This window comes from Stenotrophomonas lacuserhaii (genome assembly GCF_039674585.1).
Classification (GTDB): Bacteria; Pseudomonadota; Gammaproteobacteria; order Xanthomonadales; family Xanthomonadaceae; genus Stenotrophomonas; species Stenotrophomonas pennii_A.
Genome location: NZ_JBDJNU010000048.1, coordinates 1 through 22,454, shown reverse-complemented (window position 1 = coordinate 22,454; position 22,454 = coordinate 1). Strand labels below are relative to the sequence as shown.

Genomic DNA, 22,454 nt, shown 5'->3' with positions numbered 1-22,454 from the left:
GGTATGCAGCGACGCCATCGGCGGCGCGAACGCGGTGCTGTTCAGACCCGTCTGATGGCAGGCCCAGGCGCATTGCGGTGCCATTACAGGCCTGCCTGTGTCGCCATAGCCCAGCTTTCATCCCCGTCCTATTAAATCCCGACGGGCCGCTTACTAGATTAGGCATCAAGGACCCGCCAGTCCTTCCGGCCCACATCCAGCCGACGCCGGATTCCGCCGATCCGTTTTTCCCACCCGATCACACAAGGACTCACTCCATGAACAAGCTTGCAATCGCGCTGTCGGCCGCCCTGGCCATTGGTGCCTCGTTCTCCGCTTCGGCCCAGAGCGGCACGATCACCTTCAACGGCCAGATCACGGCCACCACCTGCGCCGTCACTTGGCCGGGCAGCGGCGGCACCGCCAAGGATCCGATCGTGACCCTGCCGACCGTGCCCACCACCGCCCTGGCGACCGCCGGCGCCACGGCCGGCAAGCAGACCGTTTCGCTGGTGATCGGCGGTTCCGACGCTCAGTGCACCAGCGGCAATGCAGCCATCGAACTGAACCCGAACCGCGACGCCAACCAGAGCAACGGCTATTTGAACAACGCCGCGGCCACTGACCCGGCAGATTTCGTCCAGATCGCCCTGCGCGATGCCAACGATGCGCCGATCAACATCGCCACGCCGTGGCGTTCGGCTGAAATCGACCTGTCGACCACCAAGCAGATCGACTTCGCCGCCGAATACCGTGCCACGGGCACCGCCGGCGCCGGCAACGTCAACGCAAGCGTCGGCTACACCATCGATTACAAGTAATCGAAGCGCCGTCGTAGTACCGGTCGGGGCCTTCGGGCCCCGGCCACCCTGGGCCCACGCCCGCAACGAGTGACCTGTCATGAACCTGATCCGTACCGGACTCCTCTGCTGTGTAGCTGTCGCCTCGCTGCTGGCCAGTGTTTCGGCCGACGCGGGCGTCATCGTGCACGGCACCCGTCAGATATTCCCCGGCAACCAGCGCGAGATCACCGTGCGCGTGGAAAACGTCGGACAGAAGGCATCGCTGGTGCAGGCGTGGACCGACGCCGGTGACAAGCTGGCCGCGCCGGAAGAGAGCGTCACCCCGTTCGTACTGCGTCCGCCGGTGTTCCGCCTGGACGGCGGCAAATCGCAGTCCCTGCGCATCCTGTTTACCGGCGGTGAGCTGCCGCAGGACCGCGAAAGCATCTATTACCTCAACGTGCTGGATATCCCACCGGTACCGCAGGACGGCGAGATCGCCACCGGCAACTACCTGCAGTTCAGCCTGCGCACGCGCATCAAGCTGATCTACCGCCCCAGCGGACTGGAAGATGCCGGCACGGCGCCGCAGAAGCTGCAGTGGAGCCTGGTGCCCGATGCGAAGGGCTGGGCCCTGCAGGCCACCAATCCCACGCCTTATTACGTGCATGTCGGCACCCTGCGCCTGCGCGTGCAGGGCGTCGACCACCCTGCGGTCGACCCGCAGATGATCGCGCCGCAGTCCACTGAGCGTTATGTGCTGGACAGCCTGCGGGCGCTTCCGAGTGGCGGCAACGTGCAGTTCGAGTACATCAACGACTTCGGCGCCAGCATCGGCCAGTCCGTGCCGCTGTCCGGCCACTGATTTGCAGCGCCAGCCGCGCGTCTGCCCCCCCGATTGACGTCACATCCGCCGATGCCTGCCCCTGGCAGGTGTCGCCGCCGCATGTTTTCCTGGAGATCCGCCATGCTGTTCCGCAGCCCGACATCGTCAGCGCCGAAGCCGTGCCGCCTGGCCTTCGCCGTGGTGGGTGCCTTGTTCCCCGCGGTGGTCCTTGCGGCGCCGAACGTGGAGTTCAACGCACAGTTCCTGCAGGGTTCGCAGGCCGGTGCGCTGGACCTGAGCCGGTTCGAGAGCGGCGAGGATGTACCGGGTGTCTACAGTGCCGACATCAAGGTCAATGGCGTGGTTGTCGCGCGACGTGACGTGGAACTGCGCGCGCTGGATAACGGCTCGACCGCGGTGTGCCTGTCGCCGGAACTGATATCGGTGTTGGGCGTCGATCCGGCGCGGCTGCCGCAGCCGGGCAGTGCCACCGATGGCGATGGCCAGCCGATCCCGCTCCAGCCGTTGCCCGACACGGTCAGCTGCGAGCCCCTGTCCACGTTCATCCCACAGGCCAGCATGCGCTTCGAGGCCGGCGAACTGGCGCTGGAGGCCAGCATCCCGCAGGCCTACCTGTCCCGTGATCCGCGTGGCTGGGTCAGTCCGGAATTGTGGGATGACGGCGTCAATGCGGCGACGCTGGGCTATTCCATCATCCACCAGCGCATCCAGAGCCGTGGTTACCAAGGGCAGTCGACCAGCGCGATGCTCAACGCCGGGGTCAACCTGGGGGCCTGGCGGGTGCGCCACGATGGCTATCTGTCGCAGTCCAGCGGACAAGGCACGTCGTATCGCGCCGGGCGCACCCATGCCCAGCGTTCCATCGCCTCATGGGGCACCGAGTTGACCGTCGGCGAAGCCAGCACCAACGGTGATCTGTTCGACGGGGTAAGCTTCCGCGGCGTCAGCGTGGCGACCGATCCACGCATGCTGCCGGAATCGCAGCGCGGGTATGCCCCCACGGTGCGCGGCGTGGCACAGACCAACGCCCGCGTGGTGATCCGCCAGCGCGACGCGGTGCTGTACCAGGCCAACGTGGCCGCCGGCCCGTTCGAGATCAATGACCTGTACGGAACCGCCTACGCCGGCGACCTGGACGTGGAAGTCATCGAGAACGATGGCCGCGTGCAGCATTTCGTGGTGCCTTTTGCTTCCGTGCCGCAGCTGCTGCGCGCTGGCCAGCATCGCTTCAACGTCACCGTGGGCACGCTGGACGACGCGTGGCTGCGCGATACCCCGGCGTTGCTGGAGGCCACCCTGCGCAAGGGGATGAGCAACCGTTTCACCGGGTTTGGCGGGGTCACGGCCAGCGATGGCTATGCCGCGGGCCTGCTCGGCGGCGCGCTGAATACCCGTCTGGGTGCGTTCTCCGGCGATGTCACCGTGGCCCGTACGGTGCTGCCGGCGTCGGGTTCGCGCATGCAGGGCCAGTCCTACCGGCTGGCGTTCAGCAAGGACATTCCGGCGACCGGTACCAATCTGTCGATGGCCGCGTATCGATTCTCTACCCAGGGATACCTGTCGCTGGGAGACGCGGCGCGCCTGCGCCAGCAGATGGCCGATGGGGAAGATGGGCGGCTGTTCGCACGCCAGCGCTCGCGTCTGGACATCAACCTCAACCAGCGCCTGGGTGACGGTGCGGCATCGCTCTATGCCAGCGCCAGCAGCGTGGGCTACTGGAACCAGGACCAGCGACGCACGAACTTTTCGGTGGGCTACGCCGACCGGCTCGGGCCTGCCAGCTACCGCCTGTCGGCGCAGCGCAGCGTGGAACGCAGCCTGGGCGGCGGGGCGGCCCGCGAGGGCAACAGTTTCCATCTGAACGTGACCGTGCCGCTGGGAACGCGCAGCAGCGCGCCGCGCCTGACCACTGCGGTGAACCGCAGGAGCGATGGTCGTGACGACGAACGCATCGGCGTCGTCGGCACCTTCGGCGAGCGTCGCCAGGGCGGCTACAACGCATCGGTCAACCGCTACAGCGATACGGGCGCGAACTACGATGCAGGCGTCAGTTACCAGGCATCGGTGGCCACGCTCAACGCGGGCTACAACCAGGCCTCCGGCAGCCGTGGGCTGAGCCTGGGAGCGACCGGCGGCATCGTGCTGCATGGCGATGGCGTGGTGTTCGCCCAGCAGCTCGGTGACACCATCGCGCTGGTGCAGGTACCCGATGCCGCAGGTGCGGCGCTGGACAGCACCGTGGGCGTCAAGACCAATGCAAAGGGGTACGCTGTCGTCCCGTACATGACCCCGTTCCGCCGCAACGAAGTGACGGTGGATCCGAAGGGATTGCCGTTGGACGTGGAGCTGAAGACCACGTCCGTCGTCGGTGTGCCGACGGCCGGCGCAGTGGTCAAGCTGGTGGTGCCGACCAGCAGCGGACGCAGCGCGTTGATCGAAGCCTTCCAGGCTGATGGACGGGCGTTGCCGTTCGGGTTCGATGTCTACAATGAAGCAGGCGAGGTGGTGGGCGTGGTCGGCCAGGCCAGCCGCCTGTGGGTGCGCGGCATCGAAGAAGCAGGGCGCCTGACGGTGCGCCTGGGAACCGATGGAAGCCAGCAGTGCGCGATCGACTACGTACTGCCTGCGGGCAACAACGGTGAGCTGATCACCGCGACCTGCGCGGTGCCCGCCCTGTAACCACAAGGGCGCGCGCTGCCGCGGTCCGCGCTACAGCGGCGCCGGCGCGCTGCCCGCCTGGAATACGCCTTCTTTGACATACGCCGCCAGCGTCATGTCCAGCGCCAACATCCCATCGCGGCGGATGTCCATCAGCTCCGGTTCCACCATCGCCCCGTGCAGCACGCCCAGTACCGTGGCGTGCAGCATCCGCGCGGCCACTTCGGGGTTCGCCCCGGGCTTGAGCTGGCCCAGTTGTGCGGCCCGGCGCAGCGCACGCGCCATCCGCTCCAACCCATCGCGGAACCCTTCCTGCTGCAGGTCGGCCAGTACCTTGCTGTCCGCCGATGAATCGCTGCGCAGCATGATTTCCATGGTGTTGCGCAGGCGCTCGTCCTGCGCCAGGTCGATCAGCGAACCCAGGATCACCGAGCGCAGGTCCAGCACCGGGGTGTCGCGCGACTCGGTGGCGGCGCGGTCGAGTTCCTGCATGAAGGGCAGGCGCACGCGCTCGATCACCGCGGCCAGTACGTCGATCTTGTTCTTGAAGTGCCAGTACACCGCGCCACGCGTGTAGCCCGCACGCGCCCCGATCATTTCAAGCGTGGTACGGGCCACCCCGTGCTCATGGAAACAGGATTCGGCGGCGTCGAGGATCCCTTCGCGGGTCGCCTGGGTTTCCTCTTTGGTCTTTCGGGCCATTGCTCATGATTTGCGCGGAACGTCAACGAATCATAGCGCTTTACAAACAAACAGTCATGTATGTATATTTCCTGCCCATGATTGCCGAGGGTCCCGACTGCGCGTGGAAGCGCAGCAGGTCCACGGCCGCCGAGCATGGCTCGGCGCTACCGAATTCCTGCCATCGAGACCTCCCCCCATGCTCCTGTCCCGTATTCGTCCCCTCGCCTTGTCGTTGGCCATCGCCGCGACCGTGGCCGCCTGTGGCGGTGGCGATGACCAGCCCCAACAGCAGGGCCCCGGCCAGGTCACCGTGGTCACCCTGAAGGCCGAAGCGGTGTCGCTGACCCGCGAACTGCCCGGCCGCACCACCGCCTTCCTGGTGGCCGAAGTGCGGCCGCAGGTCAACGGCATCGTCGGCAAGCGGCTGTTCACCGAAGGCAGCCTGGTGACCGAAGGCCAGCCGCTGTACCAGATCGACGATGCCAGCTACCGCGCGCAATCCAACAACGCGCGTGCCCAGCTGGCGCGGGCCGAAGCCACCGCCAACGCCTCCAAGCTGACCGCGGCACGCATCACCGAACTGGCCAAGGTGGATGCGGTCAGCAAGCAGGACCTGGAAAACGCGATCGCCGCGCAGAAGCAGGCCGAAGCCGATGTGGGGGCCGCAAAGGCATCGCTGGATGCCGCCAACGTGACGCTGGGTTACGCGCGCATCACCGCGCCGATCAGCGGCCGCATCGGCAAGTCGTCGGTCACCCAGGGCGCGCTGGTCAGCGCCGCCCAGACCGAAGCGCTGGCCACCGTGCAGCAGCTGGACCCGATCTACGTCGACCTGACCCAGTCCGCCGCCGAGCTGCTGCAGCTGCGCCGCGAACTGGCCGCCGGCCGCCTGCAGGACAACCAGACCCTGCCGGTGAGCATCCTGCTGGACGATGGCAGCACCTTCGACCAGCAGGGCACGCTGGAGTTTTCCGAAGTGAGCGTGGATCCGACCACCGGCAGCTACGGCCTGCGGGTCAAGGTGGCCAACCCCGACGGCGTGCTGATGCCGGGCATGTACGTGCGCGCGGTGATCGGCGGCGGCGTGCGCAATGGCGCCGTGCTGGTGCCGATGCAGGGCATCGCCCGCGATGCCAAGGGCGATACCAGCGCGATGGTGGTCAACAAGGCCGGCAAGGTGGAAGTGCGCCCGGTCAAAGTGAGCCGCGCACTGGGTGACAAGTGGCTGGTGGAAGACGGCCTGCAGGCCGGCGACAAGGTGATCGTCGAGGGGCTGCAGAAGATCGCGCCGGACATGCCGGTGCAGGCCACCGAGAAGGGCAGCGAACCGGCCAGGCCGGCCGCCCCGCAGGCTGCCGCCCCGGCCGCTGCGTCAGCCGACGCCGCCGCACCCGCCCAGGCTCCGGCCGGCACAGAAGCGCAGTAAGCGGAGAACTCCATGGCACGTTTCTTCATTGATCGACCCATCTTCGCGTGGGTGATCGCGATCATCATCATGCTCGCCGGTGCACTGGCGGTGGTCAACCTTCCGGTGTCGATGTACCCGGAAGTGGCACCACCGGCGGTCGAGATCTCCGCGACCTACCCGGGTGCTTCGGCCAAGGTGGTCGAAGACTCGGTGACCCAGATCATCGAGCAGAACATGAAAGGCCTCGACGGGCTGATCTATTTCTCCTCCAACAGCTCGGCCAACGGCCAGGCCACCATCACCCTGACCTTCGAATCGGGTACCAACCCGGACATCGCCCAGGTGCAGGTACAGAACAAACTGCAGCTGGCGATGCCGCTGCTGCCGCAGGAAGTGCAGCGGCAGGGCATCAACGTGGCCAAGTCCAGCAGCGGCTTCCTGCAGGTGATCGGCTTCGTGTCCAACGATGGCAGCATGGATGCCAATGACATCTCCGACTTCGTCGGGTCCAACGTCGTCGATCCGCTGAGCCGGGTGCCCGGCGTGGGCAACATCCAGGTGTTCGGCGGCAAGTACGCCATGCGCATCTGGCTGGACCCGAACAAGCTCCACACCTACAAGCTGTCGGTGGATGAAGTCACCGCAGCGATCACCGCGCAGAACGCCCAGGTGGCGATCGGCCAGCTCGGCGGTGCGCCGTCGGTGAAGGGCCAGCAGCTCAATGCCACCATCAATGCGCAGGACCGCCTGCAGACCCCGGAGCAGTTCCGCAACATCCTGGTGCGTGGCGGCACCGATGGCAGCGAGCTGCGCCTGGGTGACGTAGCCCGCGTTGAACTGGGTGCGGAAAGCTACGACTTCGTCACCCGTTACAACGGCAAGCCGTCCACCGGCATCGCCATCACCCTGGCCACCGGCGCCAACGCGCTGGACACCGCCAATGGCGTGCGTACCGCGCTGGAAGACATGAAGGCGACCTTCCCGGCCGGGCTGGAATCGGTGGTGCCGTATGACACCACGCCGTTCGTGCAGGTGTCGATCAAGGGCGTGATCAAGACCCTGATCGAAGCGATCGTGCTGGTGTTCGTGGTGATGTACCTGTTCCTGCAGAACTTCCGCGCCACGCTGATCCCCACCATCGCGGTGCCGGTGGTGCTGCTGGGTACGTTCGGCATCCTGGCCGCGCTGGGCTTCTCCATCAACATGCTGACCATGTTCGCGATGGTGCTGGCGATCGGCCTGCTGGTCGACGACGCCATCGTGGTGGTGGAGAACGTCGAGCGGATCATGGCCGAAGAAGGGCTGTCGCCGCTGGAAGCCACGCGCAAGTCGATGGACCAGATCACCGGTGCGCTGGTGGGCATCGGCCTGGTGCTGTCGGCGGTATTCGTGCCGATGGCCTTCATGAGCGGTGCCACCGGCGTGATCTACCGGCAGTTCTCGGCGACGATCGTCTCGGCGATGGGCCTGTCGGTGCTGGTGGCGATCGTGCTGACCCCCGCGCTGTGCGCCACCATGCTCAAGCCGCTGAAGAAGGGCGAACACCACGTCGCCCACAAGGGCTGGTCCGGTCGTTTCTTCGGTGGCTTCAACCGCGGCTTCGACAGGTCCAGCGAGAAGTACCAGCGCGGGGTGAAGGGCATCATCGCCCGGCCGTGGCGCTTCATGGGCATCTTCGCCGGGCTGGCGCTGGTGATGGGCATCCTGTTCGTGCGCCTGCCCAGCTCGTTCCTGCCCAATGAAGACCAGGGCATCCTGATGGCGCTGGTGCAGACGCCGGTCGGTGCCACCCAGGAACGCACGCTGGAGGCGATGGCCAAGCTGGAAAACCATTTCCTGGAAAACGAAAGCAACGCCATCGAATCGATCTTCGCCGTGCAGGGCTTCAGCTTCGCCGGCATGGGCCAGAACGCGGGCATGGCCTTCGTCAAGCTGAAGGACTGGAAGGACCGCGACGACGAACAGAGCGTGGGCGCCATCACCGGCCGCGCGATGGGCGCGCTGGGCCAGATCAAGGATGCCTTCATCTTCGCCTTCCCGCCGCCGGCGATGCCGGAGCTGGGGATCGGCTCGGGCTACACCTTCTTCCTGAAGGACAACACCGGGCAGGGGCACGAAGCCCTGCTCAACGCGCGCAACCAGCTGTTGGGTGCGGCCGGGCAGAGCAAGCTGCTGGCCAACGTGCGCCCGAACGGCCAGGAAGATACCCCGCAGCTGCGCATCGACGTCGACGTGGAAAAGGCCAATGCGCTGGGCCTGAACATGGCCTCGATCAACAACACGCTGGCCACCGCGTGGGGCAGCAGCTACATCGATGACTTCATCGACCGCGGCCGGGTCAAGCGCGTGTACGTGCAGTCCGATGCAGACTTCCGCATGAATCCGGATGACTTCAACGTGTGGTCGGTGAAGAACAGCGCCGGTGAGATGGTGCCGTTCAGTGCCTTCGCTTCCAAGCGCTGGGACTTTGGTTCGCCGCGCCTGGAACGCTACAACGGCGTGTCGGCAATGGAGATCCAGGGTGAGCCGGCAAGTGGCGTGGCGTCGGGTGATGCCATGGACGAGATCGAACGCATCGCCCGCGACCTGCCCCCGGGCTATGAAATCGAATGGACCGCGCTGTCCTACCAGGAACGCCAGGCCGGCTCGCAGACGCCGCTGCTGTACTCGCTGTCGCTGCTGATCGTGTTCCTGTGCCTGGCCGCGCTGTATGAAAGCTGGAGCGTGCCGACCTCGGTGCTGCTGGTGGCGCCGCTGGGCATCCTCGGTGCGGTGCTGGCCAACACGCTGATGGGCCTGGAGCGCGACATCTACTTCCAGGTGGCGATGCTGACCACGGTGGGCCTGACATCGAAGAACGCGATCCTGATCGTGGAGTTCGCCAAGGAAAACCTGGAAAAGGGCGCCGGGCTGATCGAAGCGACGATGCATGCGGTACGCGATCGCCTGCGTCCGATCATCATGACCTCGCTGGCTTTCGGCCTGGGCGTGCTGCCGCTGGCAATCGCCTCCGGCGCAGGTTCCGGTGCGCAGCGCGCGATCGGTACCGGCGTGCTGGGCGGCATGCTGGCCGGCACCCTGCTGGGCGTGTTCTTCATCCCGTTGTTCTTCGTGGTGGTGCAGAAGCTGTTCAACCGCACGCTGCGCGACGCAGCAAAGTCGAGTGATTCCCCATGAACAAGACCCCGCTGCTGCTGGCGCTGATCGCCAGCATCGGGTTGGGTGGCTGCGCCACCCTGGTCCCGGACCGCACCGATGTGGCCCCTTCCATTCCCTCGCAGTGGCCAGCGGAGGCCGGGCCGGGCCGGCCGACCGACGCCGCCGAACTGGGCTGGCGTGACTTCTTCAACGATCCGCGCCTGCAGCAGGTGATCGAGCAGGGCCTGGCCAACAACCGCGACCTGCGCGTGGCCGTGCTCAACGTCGAGCGCGCGCGGGGGCAGTACCGCATCCAGCGCGCCGACCGCGTGCCCGCCCTGAACGTACAGGGCCAGATGGAGCGCACGGGCGGCGACACGCCGGTGAACGAACAGTTCACCGCCGGGTTGGGCGTGACCGAGTTCGAACTGGATCTGTTCGGGCGCGTGCGCAACCTCAGCGAAGCGGCCCTGCAGCAGTACTTCGCGGTCGCCGCCAACCGGCGCAATGCGCAGTTGAGCCTGGTGGCCGAGACCGCCACGGCGTGGCTCACCTTCGGTGCGGACAGCGAGCTGCTGCGGATCTCCGAGGCGACCCTGGCCAGCCATGAAGACTCGCTGCGGCTGGCGCAGGCGCGTTTCGAACGCGGTGGAAGTTCGGCGCTGGAACTGGCACAGACACGCACGCTGGTGGAAACCGCACGTACCGATGCCGCGCGCCTGCGGGGCCAGGTGCAGCAGGACCGCAATGCGCTGGCGCTGCTGATCGGTGGCCCGGTCGACGATGCCCTGTTGCCGGCCGGCAACAATGACCTGCAGTTGCTGGCGCTGGCGCCGCCGCCGGCGGACCTGCCCAGTGACGTGCTGCTGCGCCGCCCGGACATCATGGCGGCCGAGCACACCTTGCTGGCGGGCAACGCCAACATCGGCGCGGCACGGGCTGCGTTCTTCCCCAGCATACGGCTGACCGGCACGCTGGGCAGTAGTTCGGGCGAGTTGTCCGGCCTGTTCGACAGCGGCACGCGGGTCTGGAGTTTCCTGCCGACGATCAGCCTGCCGATCTTCCAGGGCGGCAAGCTGCGGGCGGGACTGGCGGTGGCCAACGCGGACCGTGACATCGCGCTGGCCGAGTACGAAAAGTCGATCCAGGTGGGCTTCCGCGAGACCGCCGATGCGCTGGCGTTGAGCACCAGCCTGGACGCGCAGGCGGCTTCGCAGCAGGCGCTGCTGGCGGCCGCCACGCAGGCCGAACAGTTGTCGCAGGCGCGCTATGACGCCGGGCTGGACAGCTTCGTGACCCTGCTGGACGCGCGGCGCACGGCCTACAGCGCGCAGCAGAGCCAGCTGCAGACCGCGCTGGCGCAGCAGGCCAACCGCATCACCCTGTACAAGGTGCTGGGCGGCGGCTGGCGCGAGCGCAGCTGAGCTCCGGGTAGTGACGGCCGCTGGCCGTCACGTTCCGTGCTTTGGTGGGTGACGACCGTTGGTCGTCACGCGGTTGCCGCTGCGCTCGCCGAGCATGGCGCGGCGCTACCCGGATACTGGTAGTGACGGCCGCTGGCCGTCACGTTCCGTGCTTTGGTGGGTGACGACCGTTGGTCGTCACGCCCTGGACGCCCTGATCCCCACGGCACGCGCGCACGCGTTCCAGCGCATCGCCGGCCTCGCGTGCCATCCGCTCATACTCCTTGCGGATCTCTTCCAATCGTTCCTCGTCCAGCTCTTCCAGATCAAGCAGCTGTTTGTTGGCGTGCGCGGTCACGCGGATGAGTTCGTCCAGCTTGATCTGCATCGCAGCCGTATCGGCGTTCTGCGTGTGCTGGATCAGGAACACCATCAGGAACGTGATGATGGTGGTGCCGGTATTGATCACCAGCTGCCAGGTGTCATTGAAATCGAACAAGGGGCCGGTCACACCCCAGATCACCACTACCGACACCGCGGCGATGAACGTCCAGGGCGTGCCCGTGGCGTAGGCGGTGCGCTTGGCAACGGTGTTGAAAACGGACTTGAGGCTCATGTCGGATGAATACGCCGGCCAACGTGTACGTCGTGTCGATGCGCGCCGTACTCCGCGCTCGCCGAGCGTTGCTCGGCGCTACCTCGAATCCGGTCAGGCGATCAGCCGGGGGCGGTCGGCGCTGTGGATCATGCTGGACACATAGACGTGGTCCCACACCTGTTCGATGAACCCGCGCGCCTGCGCTTCGGTCAGGCGCGGCATGATCTGGAGTGCGTACTGGGTCTGGAAGGCTTCCTCGCGCTGCTCGTTGCTGGCGCGCGGGTGGGTGATCAGCGAATCGCAGGCGAACTTTATCCAGGGGACGAAGTGGCCGAAAGAGCCGGGCCCCATGGCGCCGTCGGCATGCCGTTGGCGCCAGTAATTCAGCTCTGCCTCCACGTCGATGACCGGAGGGACATTGGGTGCATCTGCGCGCATGGGTTCTGACTTCTTATGGATGATGGCGGGGGAGCTCCGATCATCGCTATCAGTCAGTGCACGCAGCGTCATTGCTGCGTGCAATCAGCGTGGCGCAGTCGTTTTCCCATACCCGCACGCGCGTGTTCAGGCGGTTTTGCCTATCGCCGCGCTGAAGTATTCAGGAAAAGATCATTCCCCAATGTCCTCGTCCCAGATCTCCGGGTGGCGCTCGATGAAGTTGCCCAGCAGGTCCACGCACTCCTGGTTGTCCAGGTCGATCACGTTCACGCCGCTCTCGCGCAGCCAGTCGATGCCGCCCTGGAAGGTGCGTGATTCCCCCACCACCACGGTGCCGATGTTGAACTGCCGGACCAGCCCGCTGCAGTACCAGCAGGGGGCCAGCGTGGTGACCATGATGGTGTGCTTGTAACCGCGCTGGCGCCCGGCCTTGCGGAACGCATCGGTTTCTCCGTGCACGGACGGGTCGCCTTCCTGTACGCGGCGATTGTGGCCACAACCGAGCAGCCGCCCGTCGTTGTGGTACAGCGCCGCGCCGATCGGCACGCCGCCCTCCGCCAGCCCTTGGCGGGCCTCGGCGATGGCGGTCTGCAGCAGGGCCTGGTAATCGGGCGTGGTGATCATGTGGGTCTCCGTGAAGTCAGGTGGCCATGATAAGGGCAGGGGGTGCCGCCGGCCCCGCACGGTGCGATAATCAGCCAATGAGCGAATCCCCCTACAAGTCCGGAACTACCCATTTCGGCTTCCGCGATGTCGACGCAAAGGACAAGCAGAAGCTGGTCGGCCAGGTCTTCACCTCGGTCGCACGCAACTACGACCTGATGAACGACCTGATGAGCCTGGGCGTGCACCGGGTGTGGAAGCGCTACTACGTGGCGACCGCACAGGTGAAGCCGGGTGACCGCGTGCTCGATCTTGCCGGTGGTACCGGTGACATCGCCGCCCTGCTGAAGGAGCGGGTGGGTGACGAGGGCGCCGTCGTGGTGGGCGACATCAACGCTGGCATGCTGTCGGTCGGCCGCGACCGCCTGACCAACCGCGGCCTGGTGGCGGGGTTGGATTACGTGCAGTGCAACGCCGAAGCGCTGCCGTTCCCGGATGCCAGCTTCGACCTGGTGACCATTGCGTTCGGCCTGCGCAACGTGACCGACAAGGATGCCGCGCTGCGCGAAATGCACCGCGTGCTGAAGGTGGGCGGGCAGGCGCGCGTGCTGGAGTTCTCCGAAGTCACCCTTGACTGGTTCAAGCCGATCTACGACTTCCATTCGTTCAAGGTGCTGCCGAAGCTGGGCCGCCTGTTCGCGCGCGATTCGGACAGCTACCAATACCTGGCCGAGAGCATCCGCAAGCACCCGCCGCAGGATGAACTGAAGGCGATGATGGGCGAGGCCGGTTTCGAGCGTTGCCACTACAAGAACCTGTCGGCTGGCATCGTCTCCATCCATTCAGGCTACAAGCTGTAAGCGGGTAATGACGGCCGCCGGCCGTCAAACGGTAGCCAATGACGGCCAGCGGCCGTCACTACCGAACGTCCATCGGGGGTAAAATCACCGTTTACCCCTGAAACGGTCTCGATTCATGCGTACCCCGTTCCTGCTCATTCCGCTGGCCGTGGCGATCGCCGCCGGCTGCTCCCAGGAGCCCGCAGCCCCCGCTGCCACGGCCCCGACCGCCCAGAAGGCGCCCGCTGCTCCCGTGAAGGCCGAGAACCGCAGCCACGACGAAAGTTCCTATGCCGAGCCGGACAAGGTCGTCATCAAGGACATCGCGCTGGACCTGAAGCTGGACTTCGACGCCAGGCAGATCGGCGGCACCGCGACCTACATCCTGGAGTGGAAGGACAAGGACGCCAAGCAGCTGGTGCTGGACACCCGCGAGCTCAACGTGGCCAAGGTGGAAGCCGTCGCCGCCGATGGTGCGCGCAGCGCGCTGCCCTTCGTGCTGGCGCCGGTGGACAAGGTATTCGGCAGCAAGCTGACCATCGAAGCGCCGGCCCAGCCGACCAAGGTCGAGATCAGCTACCACACCGCACCGACCGCCTCGGGCCTGCAGTGGCTTGAGCCGTCGATGACCGAAGGCAAGCAGCTGCCCTTCATGTTCAGCCAGTCGCAGGCCATCCACGCCCGTTCCTGGGTGCCGCTGCAGGACACGCCGAGCGTGCGCTTCACCTACAGCGCGCACGTCACCAGCCGCCCGGACGTGATGGTGCTGATGAGCGCCGACAACGATCCCAAGGCCGCGCGTGATGGTGATTACACCTTCAAGATGCCGCAGCCGATTCCGTCCTACCTGCTGGCCATCGCCGCCGGTGACCTGGTGTTCGAGCCGATTTCCGGCCGCTCCGGCGTCTGGGCCGAACCGACCATGGTCGGCAAGGCGGCAAAGGAATTCGAAGACACCGAGAAGATGATCGGTGCCGCTGAAAAGCTGTACGGCGAGTACCGCTGGGGCCGCTATGACATGCTGGTGCTGCCGCCGTCGTTCCCGTTCGGTGGCATGGAAAATCCGCGCCTGACCTTCGCTACCCCGACCGTGATCGTCGGCGACAAGTCGCTGGTTTCGCTGGTCGCCCACGAACTGGCACACAGCTGGTCGGGCAACCTGGTGACCAATGCCAGCTGGAAGGACATCTGGCTCAACGAAGGCTTCACCACCTACGTGCAGGGCCGCATCACCGAAGCGCTGTACGGCAAGGAGATGGCCGAGATGGAGCGCCAGATCGACCAGACCGACCTGCTGGCCGAAGTGAAGGACATGAGCCCGGCCGACCAGGCGCTGGCGCTGCCGCCGCTGAACGAGCGTGACCCGGACGAAGCGCTGAGCCAGGTCGCCTACGTGAAGGGTTCCTGGTTCCTGGAGTTCCTGGAACAGCGCTTCGGCCGTGAAGTGTTCGATCCGTTCCTGCGTGGCTGGTTCAACGACCACGCCTTCCAGAGCGCGAATACCGACCAGTTCGTCGAGTACCTGAAGAAGAACCTGCTGCCGAAGAATCCCAATGCGGTGACCGAGGCCGAACTGACCGCGTGGCTGGAGCAGCCGGGCATTCCGGCGTTCGCCGCCAAGGCGCAGTCGCGCAACTTCAGCAACGTGGATACCGCGCGCATCGCCTGGGAAGGCACCGGCAAGCTGCCGACCAACCAGTTGACCGCCGAGTGGAGCACGCAGGAGTGGGTCCGCTTCATCGACGGCCTGGGCGCCACGCAGCCGCTGGACAAGCTGGCCGCGCTGGATCGGGTGTTCAAGTTCACCGGCACGCCGAATGGTGAAATCGCCATGCGCTGGTACCCGCTGTCCATCCGCAGCGGTTATGCGGAGGCCACGCCGGCGGCTGCCGAGTTCATCGAGCGGGTCGGCCGTCGCAAGCTGATCATGCCGATCTACGCTGAACTGGTGAAGACGCCGGAAGGCCTGGAAGTGGCCAAGGCGGCGTTTGAAAAGGCCAAGCCGGGCTACCACCCGATCACCACCGGTTCGGTGCAGGACATGCTGTCCAAGGCCGAAGCCAGGTAAGTCGCGCGTGCCGGTAGTGACGGCCGCTGGCCGTCACGCCGGTCGCGGTGGTGGGTGACGACCGTTGGTCGTCACGCTGTTTGTCGCCGCTGCGCTCGCCGAGCATGGCTCGGCGCTACCTGCTGCGTCGGCGCGTTCGGTGGGTGACGACCGTTGGTCGTCACGCGGTCATGTCGTCACGCGGTTGCGCGCAGCGCCAGGAACATGTCCACGCAGTCTTCCATCAACCGCTGCTGCGCCTCCGGCGACAGCGGCGCCTGGCCCATCGTCACCTGCGGCCAGAACGCGAACGCCTTCAACATGCCCTGCAGTTGATGCGCCGCTTCGCCCGGCGTGACATCCGCACGCAGCCGGCCATCGGCCTGCGCCGCGCGTATCCAGGTCGCCAGTCCTTCTTCTTTCTCCGCCAGCTTGTCCATCATCGCCCGGGCCCGTTCCGGCGCGTGCACCAGCTCGGCAATCGCCACCCGCGACAGGTCGATGAAGCTCGCATCGGACATCAAACGCATCTTCTGCCGGGTGAACCGCAGCAACTGTTCCCGCAGCGGCTGCGCCGCGCTGTAAGCCACGGCCTCCACCGCCTGGCTCGCTTCCCACAGCTGCCACAGGATGGCCGTGAACAGCTCGTCCTTGCTCGCGAAATGGTTGTACACCGTGCGCTTCGACACCCCCGCTGCGGCCGCGATGCGGTCCATGCTGGTGGCCGCGAAACCGAAGCTGCGGAACTCGGCAACGGCGGCGGACAGGATCGCGGCGCGCTTGCGGTCGGTCAGTCGGGTAGGGCGGATATCGGCACTCATCGGGTTATTTTACACCGTTCAGTTTACTTTTCCTGAAATGGAAGTAGACTCGCCAGTGTACTTTTCAGGGCAAGCCCGAATGACCCGCCGCCTGCCGCGCCTCCTCCTTCTTTCTACGGTGTTGATCGCCATGACCCTTGGCCTGCTGACCTGCGGTGCACGTCCTGCCGCTTCCTACGAACAGTCGCCGCAGTTCCACGACGGACGCTTCCACAATCCGGCCGGCAAGTCGTCGCTGGGCTTCATCGGCACGCTGGGCGTGCTGTGGCGCTTGATGGTGGAAAAGCCGAAGGACGCCACTCCGCCTGCCCCGATCCCGGTGCAGCCGCTGACCCGGCAGGCGCTGCTGGATGCGCCGGATGACAGCCTGTGGCGGCTGGGCCATTCAACCGTGCTGATGAAGCTGGACGGCCACTTCTGGCTGACCGATCCGGTGTTCTCCGAGCGTGCCTCGCCGATGTCGTTCATGGGTCCCAAGCGCTTCCACGCCCCGCCGCTGGACATCGCCGCGCTGCCGCCGCTGACCGGCGTGATCATCTCCCATGACCACTACGATCACCTGGACCACGAGGCGATCCGCGCGCTGGCACCGAAGGTCGACCATTTCGTCACCGCGCTCGGCGTGGGCGACCGCCTGATGGCCTGGGGCGTCCCCGCGGAAAAGATCCAGCAGCTGGACTGGTGGCAGGAAACCCGCGTGCAGGGACTGAAGGTCACCGCCACGCCGGCGCAGCATTTCTCCGGCCGCGGGCTGTCGGATGGCAATCGCACGCTGTGGGCATCGTGGGTGATCGACAGCGGCAGCAGGCGCATCTTCTTCAGCGGCGACAGCGGTTATTTCGACGGCTTCGCGCGCATCGGGGAGCGCTACGGCCCGTTCGACCTGACCCTGATCGAAACCGGCGCCTACGATGTCGACTGGGCCGATGTGCACATGCAGCCCGAGCAGAGCCTGCAGGCCCACCTGGACGTGCGTGGAGCGGTGATGATGCCCATCCATAACGGCACCTTCGACCTGGCCCTGCATCCGTGGACCGAGCCCTTCGAGCGCATCACGGCGCTGGCGGCGGAACGCGGCGTCACCCTGACCGCGCCGCAGATGGGCGAACGGCTGGATCTCGGCGCCCCCGCCCCCTCCACGCACTGGTGGCGCCAGGTCGGCGAAGCTGCGGCCCCGTCCCGGTAACGACCATGCGTGGTGGTGGGTGACTGTTGGTCCTGGTGGGTGACGACCCTTGCTCGTGGTGGGTGACGACCGTTGGTCGTTGTGGGTAACGACCGTTGCTCGTTGTGGGTGACGACCGTTGGTCGTCACGCTCTTGGCAGGTACTGTATAGCCACGCCATCACCCCGGAATCCGCGATGAAACACCTGATCCTCGCCGCTGCCTGCGCATTGTCCCTGGCTGCCTGCAGCGATCCCGAAGCCGAACGCCAGGCGCAGCAGGCAGCCGAAGCGGCCGTGCAGGCGAAGAAGGAAGCCAAGGCCGACGAGGTTGCCCGGCAGTACGACACCGCCGTCGCGGCCAAGGACTGGGAGCGTGCACGCATGCATGGCGGCTCGCTGCTGGACATCTACAAGGGCACCGCAGCGGCGGCGCGGATCGAACCGGGCTTCGCCGACGTCAAGGCGCAGTCGGACCAGGCGCGCAACCTGCGCCGCATGCAGGGCCTGTGGCAGTACAACCAGATCCCGGTCGGTACCAAGGGAACCCAGCGCTCTGCTTCGATATACGGCAAAGAACGCGTGGATGTCGATGGCAGCGGTCCCAAGCCGGTGCAGCTGGTGTTCCGCGACCATCCGCAGTGGAAGCAGCATGCGTACCTGGTGCTGCAGGCCGGCGATTTCCGCTGCCCCGGCGGCTGCCGGGTGCAGGTGAGCGTGGACGGCGGCAAGCCGCGCGCGATGGCCGCGTGGCGCCCGGACACGGACGAAGCGATCGCGATGTTCATCACCGACCACGCCGCGTTGTGGAAGCTGGCGCGGCAGGCACAGGCGATCAGCATCGAGTTCCCGGTGAAGGCCGGTGGGACGCGTACGGTCGTGTTCGAAACCGGCGGCGTGGATGCCAGCCAGATGCCATGGAAGTGAGGGCGCGCGCGGTGCCGGCTGCATCGCCGGGACTGGACGGACTGCGGCACTGGGTATTCGACATGGATGGCACGCTGACCGTCGCGGTGCACGACTTCCCGGCCATCAAGCGCGCGCTGGACATCGCCATGGAGGAAGACATCATCGCCCACCTGGTGGCGCTGCCGGCCGATGAAGCGCGTGCCAAACGTGCGTGGTTGTTCGAGCACGAGCGCGCGCTGGCCGAGGCCGCCGTAGCGGCGGAGGGCGCCGTGGAGCTGCTGCGCGCGCTGGCCGGACAGGGAAGCAGGCTGGGCATCCTGACCCGCAACGACCACGCGGTGGCGAAGTTGACGCTGGATGTTATCGGGCTGGGCGATCTTTTCCAGGATGCGGATATCATCGGTCGCGACGAGGTCGCCCCGAAGCCCGCGCCGGACGGACTGCGTTACTTCGTTGGGCGCTGGGGTATCGCCGCCGCGCAGGCGGTGATGGTGGGTGACCATCGGATGGACCTGGCCGCAGGGCGCGCAGCGGGTACCTGCACCGTGCTGGTCAACACGCCCGGCGATCCGTGGCCGGGCATGGCCGATTGGCGCTTTGCCGATTGCCGCGCGTTGCAGGCCGCGCTGGGAAGGTGACGCGGTAGCGCCGAGCCATGCTCGGCGAGCGCAGCGGCGCTTCGGGCATTCCGCCGAGCATGGCTCGGCGCTACCACCCTGCGCGGTCAGACGTTCAGCGCGTAACCGAACTGCTGCTTGAACTGTTCGTTGAACTCATCGAAGGTGAAACGCTGGTTCTGCGTGCCGGGGTGTTCCACCTTCAGCGCTCCCATCAGGTTGCCCATGCGGCCGATCGTGAGCCAGTCGAAGCCCTTCTGGATGCCGTAGATCAGGCCGGCGCGGAACGCATCGCCACAGCCGGTGGGGTCGACCACGCGGCGCTCGTGCGCCGGCGGGATGTCATAGCTCTTCTCCGGGGTGTGGATCACCGCACCCTTCGGCCCGCGGGTGGTGATGTACGCCTGCACGCGGCTGACGATTTCCTTCTCGTCCCACCCGGTGCGCTCCTGCAGCAGGTTGGACTCGTAGTCGTTGACCACCACGTAGTCGGCCTGTTCGATGAAGGTGCGCAGCTCCGGGCCGTTGAACAGCGGCATCGCCTGGCCCGGATCAAAGATGAAGGGAACGCCGTCCTCATGGAATTCCAGTGCGTTCTGGATCATGCCTTCGCGGCCGTCCGGACCGACCAGGCCAAGGCTCACGCCCGGCACGTCGCGCACGTGGTTTTCATACGAACGCATCATTGCGCCCGGGTGGAAGGCGGTGATCTGGTTGTTGTCGTGGTCGGTGGTGATGAAGGCCTGCGGGGTGAACAGCTCATCGATCACGCGCACGCGCGACAGGTCGATGCCCAGTGCATCGAAATGCTCGCGGTACGGGCCGAAATCGGTGCCCACCGTGCCCATCGGGATCGGATGGCCGCCCAGCAGGTGCAGGTTGTAGGCGATGTTGCCGGCGCAACCGCCGAACTCGCGACGCATGCGCGGCACCAGGAACGAGACGTTCAGGATGTGCACCTTGTCCGGCAGGATGTGGTTCTTGAACTGGTCCGGGAACACCATGATGGTGTCAAAGGCAAGAGAACCACAGATCAAAGCGGACATCGATGTAAGCCTATGCGGGAATGAGTGGAGTGCTGGCCGCAGCGCTGGGCAAGCAAACGGCGCCCGTGGGCGCCCGACGGCGCAAAGGTTACCGGCTGGCGCCGCCGAAGGGTAGCGCCGGGCTGTGCCGGGCGGGTCATGGGCCGTGCCGGGGCGTATACCGGGCACGCCGGCCGGTGCGCGGTGCCGGCTGAAGGCGGGATCGCCGCCCAACCTGTACCGATCGTGCCGAAAGCCAGTGAATACGCGGGTCCCGCCGGAAATATCCTTGCCCGCACGGGGGCGGGTTGTTAGGCTTGTCTGTCTAAATTTTGCCCACGATTCCCCATTCCAGGCCGGAATTGCGCACCCCTCAGGATCACCACCTCGATGTTGAAGAAACTCCGCGGCATGTTCTCCAATGACCTGTCCATCGACCTGGGCACGGCCAACACCCTCATCTATGTGCGCGGACAGGGAATCGTGCTGAACGAACCGTCCGTGGTCGCCGTGCGCCAGGACCGCGCCATCGGTGGCACCCGCTCGGTGGCTGCCGTCGGCGCCGAAGCCAAGCAGATGCTCGGCCGTACCCCCGGCCACATCACCACCATCCGCCCGATGAAGGACGGCGTCATCGCCGATTTCACCTACACCGAGGCGATGCTGAAGCACTTCATCAAGAAGGTGCACAAGTCGCGCTTCCTGCGCCCGAGCCCGCGCGTGCTGGTCTGCGTGCCGGCCGGTTCGACCCAGGTGGAGCGCCGCGCGATCAAGGAATCGGCCGAAGAGGCCGGTGCGCGCGACGTGTTCCTGATCGAAGAGCCGATGGCCGCGGCGATCGGTGCCGGCATGCCGGTGACCGAAGCCCGTGGCTCGATGGTCATCGATATCGGCGGCGGCACCACCGAAGTGGCGGTGATCTCGCTCAACGGCATCGTCTATTCGGCTTCGGTGCGCATCGGCGGTGACCGCTTCGATGAATCCATCACCAACTACGTGCGCCGCAACCACGGCATGCTGATCGGTGAAGCCACCGCCGAACGGATCAAGGTGGAGCTGGGCTGCGCTTACCCGCAGGCACAGGTGATCGAGATGGAAATCTCCGGCCGCAACCTTGCCGAGGGCGTGCCGAAGATGATCAAGATCACCTCCAACGAGGTGCTCGAAGCCCTGCACGAGCCGTTGTCCGGCATCGTCAGCGCGGTCAAGCTGGCGCTGGAACAGACCCCGCCGGAACTGTGCGCCGACGTCGCCGAACGCGGCATCGTGCTCACCGGTGGTGGCGCCCTGCTGCGTGACATGGACCGCCTGATCTCCGAAGAAACCGGCCTGCACGTGCAGGTGGCCGACGATCCGCTGACCTGCGTGGCCCGTGGTGGCGGTCGTGCGCTGGAGCTGGTGGACATGCACGGCAACGAGTTCTTTGCGCCGGAGTAAGTCTCCCCGGCATGACGTCAGCGCCGCGCCCTTCCGGGGTGCGGCCCGCCTTCGCGGCGGGCCGGCACCGGCAGGGCGCCGTCGTGTTCCCCAACTGATTCCTAGCTGAAGCTGCATCGTGCCGCCCTACGCCGGACCCCCCATTGCTTCCCGCTCCGGCGATGCCGCCAGCCCGCTGCGGCTGCTGGCTTACCTGGTGCTGGCGATCACCCTGATCGTGCTGGACGACCAGGCCGGCTGGCTTGCGCGCCTGCGTGACCAGGCCAACGTGCTGGTACAGCCGGCCTGGAACCTGGCCGGCCTGCCCGGGCGCCTGGGCAACCAGGTGCGTGACAACGCGGCCAGCCATGGCCAGCTGGTGGCCGAAAACCGCCAGCTGCGCAACAACCTGCTGATCGCCAATGCGCGGCTGACCCGTCTGCAGACCGCGGCGCTGGACAACGCCCAGCTGCGCGAACTGCTGAACGTGGCCGAGCGCAGCGGGCTGGACGTGCAGTTGGCACCGATCCTGGATATCGACCTGGATCCGGTGAAGCAGCGCCTGGTGCTGGCTGCCGGCAGCCGCGAGGGCGTGCACGTGGGCCAGGCGGTGATCGATGCCGGCGGCCTGATGGGGCAGGTGATCAGCGTGACCGCCGGTACCTCCACCGTGCTGCTGCTGACCGACCCCGATCATGCGGTGCCGGTGACGGTGGCGCGCAACGGCGTGCGCCTGATCGTGTATGGGCGCGGCGATACGCTTGAACTGCGCGATATTCCGCTGAGTGCGGGCGTGGAAGTGGGCGATGAGATCGTCACCTCCGGGCTGGGCGGGCGGTTCCCGGTCGGTTTCCCGGTGGGCAGCATCGCTGCGCTGCGGCCGGATGACACCCACGCCTTCCTGGTGGGGGAGCTGAAGCCCGCCGCGGCGCTGGATCGCGGTCGCGATGTGTTGTTGCTGCGTCCCGGTTCGCCGATCCGGATCCCGCCGACGACCCCGGTAGTGGGGGGCGGGGGGGGGGCAACCCACAAGAGGGGCAAGCCGACAGGCCGCCCAACCCCCCCCCCCCGCGCACCC

Annotated in this window: 19 protein-coding genes; 13 read left to right on the top strand and 6 right to left on the bottom strand. The window is 66.4% G+C overall.

Translation table 11 applies throughout. From position 1 onward, the window contains the following. Positions 1-257: 257 nt before the first annotated feature. The 3 genes from ABE522_RS15290 to ABE522_RS15280 all read left to right on the top strand — a co-directional run bounded on the left by ABE522_RS15290 (position 258) and on the right by ABE522_RS15280 (position 4,287). Positions 258-800, top strand: coding sequence for a fimbrial protein (locus ABE522_RS15290; protein WP_346592426.1), 543 nt, complete (start codon positions 258-260; stop codon positions 798-800). A 79-nt stretch (positions 801-879) separates the two neighbouring features. Continuing rightward, complete coding sequence (locus tag ABE522_RS15285; RefSeq protein ID WP_346592425.1) at positions 880-1,626, top strand: fimbrial biogenesis chaperone; 747 nt, start codon at positions 880-882, stop codon at positions 1,624-1,626. A 102-nt stretch (positions 1,627-1,728) separates the two neighbouring features. Beyond that, on the top strand, positions 1,729-4,287 hold the full coding sequence (locus ABE522_RS15280; RefSeq protein ID WP_346592424.1) for a fimbria/pilus outer membrane usher protein: 2,559 nt from the start codon (positions 1,729-1,731) through the stop codon (positions 4,285-4,287). A gap of 30 nt (positions 4,288-4,317) precedes the next feature. Here the strand turns inward: ABE522_RS15280 and ABE522_RS15275 are convergent, their stop codons facing one another. Continuing rightward, on the bottom strand, positions 4,318-4,968 hold the full coding sequence (locus tag ABE522_RS15275; protein WP_346592423.1) for a TetR family transcriptional regulator: 651 nt from the start codon (positions 4,966-4,968) through the stop codon (positions 4,318-4,320). 178 nt (positions 4,969-5,146) lie between these two features. On the opposite strand from ABE522_RS15275, the gene smeD reads away from it, so the two are divergent. The 3 genes from smeD to ABE522_RS15260 are packed head-to-tail and all read left to right on the top strand — an operon-like array spanning position 5,147 to position 10,920. Continuing rightward, entirely contained in the window at positions 5,147-6,376 is a 1,230-nt protein-coding gene (smeD, locus tag ABE522_RS15270; protein WP_346592422.1) for a multidrug efflux RND transporter periplasmic adaptor subunit SmeD, read from the top strand. A 12-nt stretch (positions 6,377-6,388) separates the two neighbouring features. After that, positions 6,389-9,535 carry a multidrug efflux RND transporter permease subunit SmeE gene (gene smeE / locus ABE522_RS15265; RefSeq protein ID WP_346592421.1) on the top strand — a complete coding sequence of 1,049 codons (3,147 nt, stop codon included), beginning with the start codon at positions 6,389-6,391 and terminating at the stop codon, positions 9,533-9,535. Then, entirely contained in the window at positions 9,532-10,920 is a 1,389-nt protein-coding gene (locus tag ABE522_RS15260; RefSeq protein WP_346592420.1) for an efflux transporter outer membrane subunit, read from the top strand. The genes smeE and ABE522_RS15260 overlap by 4 nt, the downstream gene beginning before the upstream one ends. A gap of 139 nt (positions 10,921-11,059) precedes the next feature. On the opposite strand, the gene ABE522_RS15255 is transcribed toward ABE522_RS15260, so the two are convergent. The 3 genes from ABE522_RS15255 to ABE522_RS15245 all read right to left on the bottom strand — a co-directional run bounded on the left by ABE522_RS15255 (position 11,060) and on the right by ABE522_RS15245 (position 12,559). After that, positions 11,060-11,515, bottom strand: coding sequence for a low affinity iron permease family protein (locus ABE522_RS15255; protein WP_346592419.1), 456 nt, complete (start codon positions 11,513-11,515; stop codon positions 11,060-11,062). 93 nt (positions 11,516-11,608) lie between these two features. Next, a complete protein-coding gene (locus ABE522_RS15250) occupies positions 11,609-11,935 on the bottom strand; it encodes a hypothetical protein (RefSeq protein ID WP_346592418.1) in 327 nt (108 codons plus the stop codon). Positions 11,936-12,106: 171 nt separating this feature from the next. After that, positions 12,107-12,559 carry a nucleoside deaminase gene (locus tag ABE522_RS15245; protein ID WP_346592417.1) on the bottom strand — a complete coding sequence of 151 codons (453 nt, stop codon included), beginning with the start codon at positions 12,557-12,559 and terminating at the stop codon, positions 12,107-12,109. A gap of 77 nt (positions 12,560-12,636) precedes the next feature. Between ABE522_RS15245 and ubiE the strand changes: the two genes are divergently transcribed. Next, a complete protein-coding gene (ubiE, locus tag ABE522_RS15240; protein WP_346592416.1) occupies positions 12,637-13,398 on the top strand; it encodes a bifunctional demethylmenaquinone methyltransferase/2-methoxy-6-polyprenyl-1,4-benzoquinol methylase UbiE in 762 nt (253 codons plus the stop codon). A 115-nt stretch (positions 13,399-13,513) separates the two neighbouring features. Continuing rightward, positions 13,514-15,445: a M1 family metallopeptidase gene (locus ABE522_RS15235; protein ID WP_346592415.1), complete on the top strand. Its 1,932-nt coding sequence runs from the start codon at positions 13,514-13,516 to the stop codon at positions 15,443-15,445. A gap of 176 nt (positions 15,446-15,621) precedes the next feature. Here the strand turns inward: ABE522_RS15235 and ABE522_RS15230 are convergent, their stop codons facing one another. Further along, positions 15,622-16,245: a TetR/AcrR family transcriptional regulator gene (locus ABE522_RS15230; protein WP_346592414.1), complete on the bottom strand. Its 624-nt coding sequence runs from the start codon at positions 16,243-16,245 to the stop codon at positions 15,622-15,624. Between the two features lie 130 nt (positions 16,246-16,375). Between ABE522_RS15230 and ABE522_RS15225 the strand changes: the two genes are divergently transcribed. The 3 genes from ABE522_RS15225 (at position 16,376) to ABE522_RS15215 (ending at position 18,956) form a co-directional block, all read left to right on the top strand. Beyond that, the gene (locus ABE522_RS15225) at positions 16,376-17,431 is read left to right on the top strand and encodes an MBL fold metallo-hydrolase (RefSeq protein ID WP_346592413.1); all 1,056 of its coding nucleotides are present in this window, start codon (positions 16,376-16,378) and stop codon (positions 17,429-17,431) included. A 176-nt stretch (positions 17,432-17,607) separates the two neighbouring features. Then, a complete protein-coding gene (locus tag ABE522_RS15220; protein WP_346592412.1) occupies positions 17,608-18,336 on the top strand; it encodes a hypothetical protein in 729 nt (242 codons plus the stop codon). Next, on the top strand, positions 18,327-18,956 hold the full coding sequence (locus ABE522_RS15215) for an HAD family hydrolase (protein ID WP_346592411.1): 630 nt from the start codon (positions 18,327-18,329) through the stop codon (positions 18,954-18,956). The genes ABE522_RS15220 and ABE522_RS15215 overlap by 10 nt, the downstream gene beginning before the upstream one ends. Positions 18,957-19,042: 86 nt before the next feature. Here ABE522_RS15215 and ABE522_RS15210 read toward each other — a convergent pair whose 3' ends face one another. Then, positions 19,043-19,981: a carbohydrate kinase family protein gene (locus ABE522_RS15210; RefSeq protein WP_346592410.1), complete on the bottom strand. Its 939-nt coding sequence runs from the start codon at positions 19,979-19,981 to the stop codon at positions 19,043-19,045. Positions 19,982-20,350: 369 nt separating this feature from the next. On the opposite strand from ABE522_RS15210, the gene ABE522_RS15205 reads away from it, so the two are divergent. Together ABE522_RS15205 and mreC are read left to right on the top strand one after the other, a co-directional pair. Then, complete coding sequence (locus ABE522_RS15205; protein WP_057509333.1) at positions 20,351-21,397, top strand: rod shape-determining protein; 1,047 nt, start codon at positions 20,351-20,353, stop codon at positions 21,395-21,397. Between the two features lie 118 nt (positions 21,398-21,515). Continuing rightward, positions 21,516-22,454, top strand: a 939-nt coding sequence (gene mreC / locus ABE522_RS15200; RefSeq protein ID WP_346592409.1) for a rod shape-determining protein MreC, incomplete at its 3' end; no start/stop codon positions are given.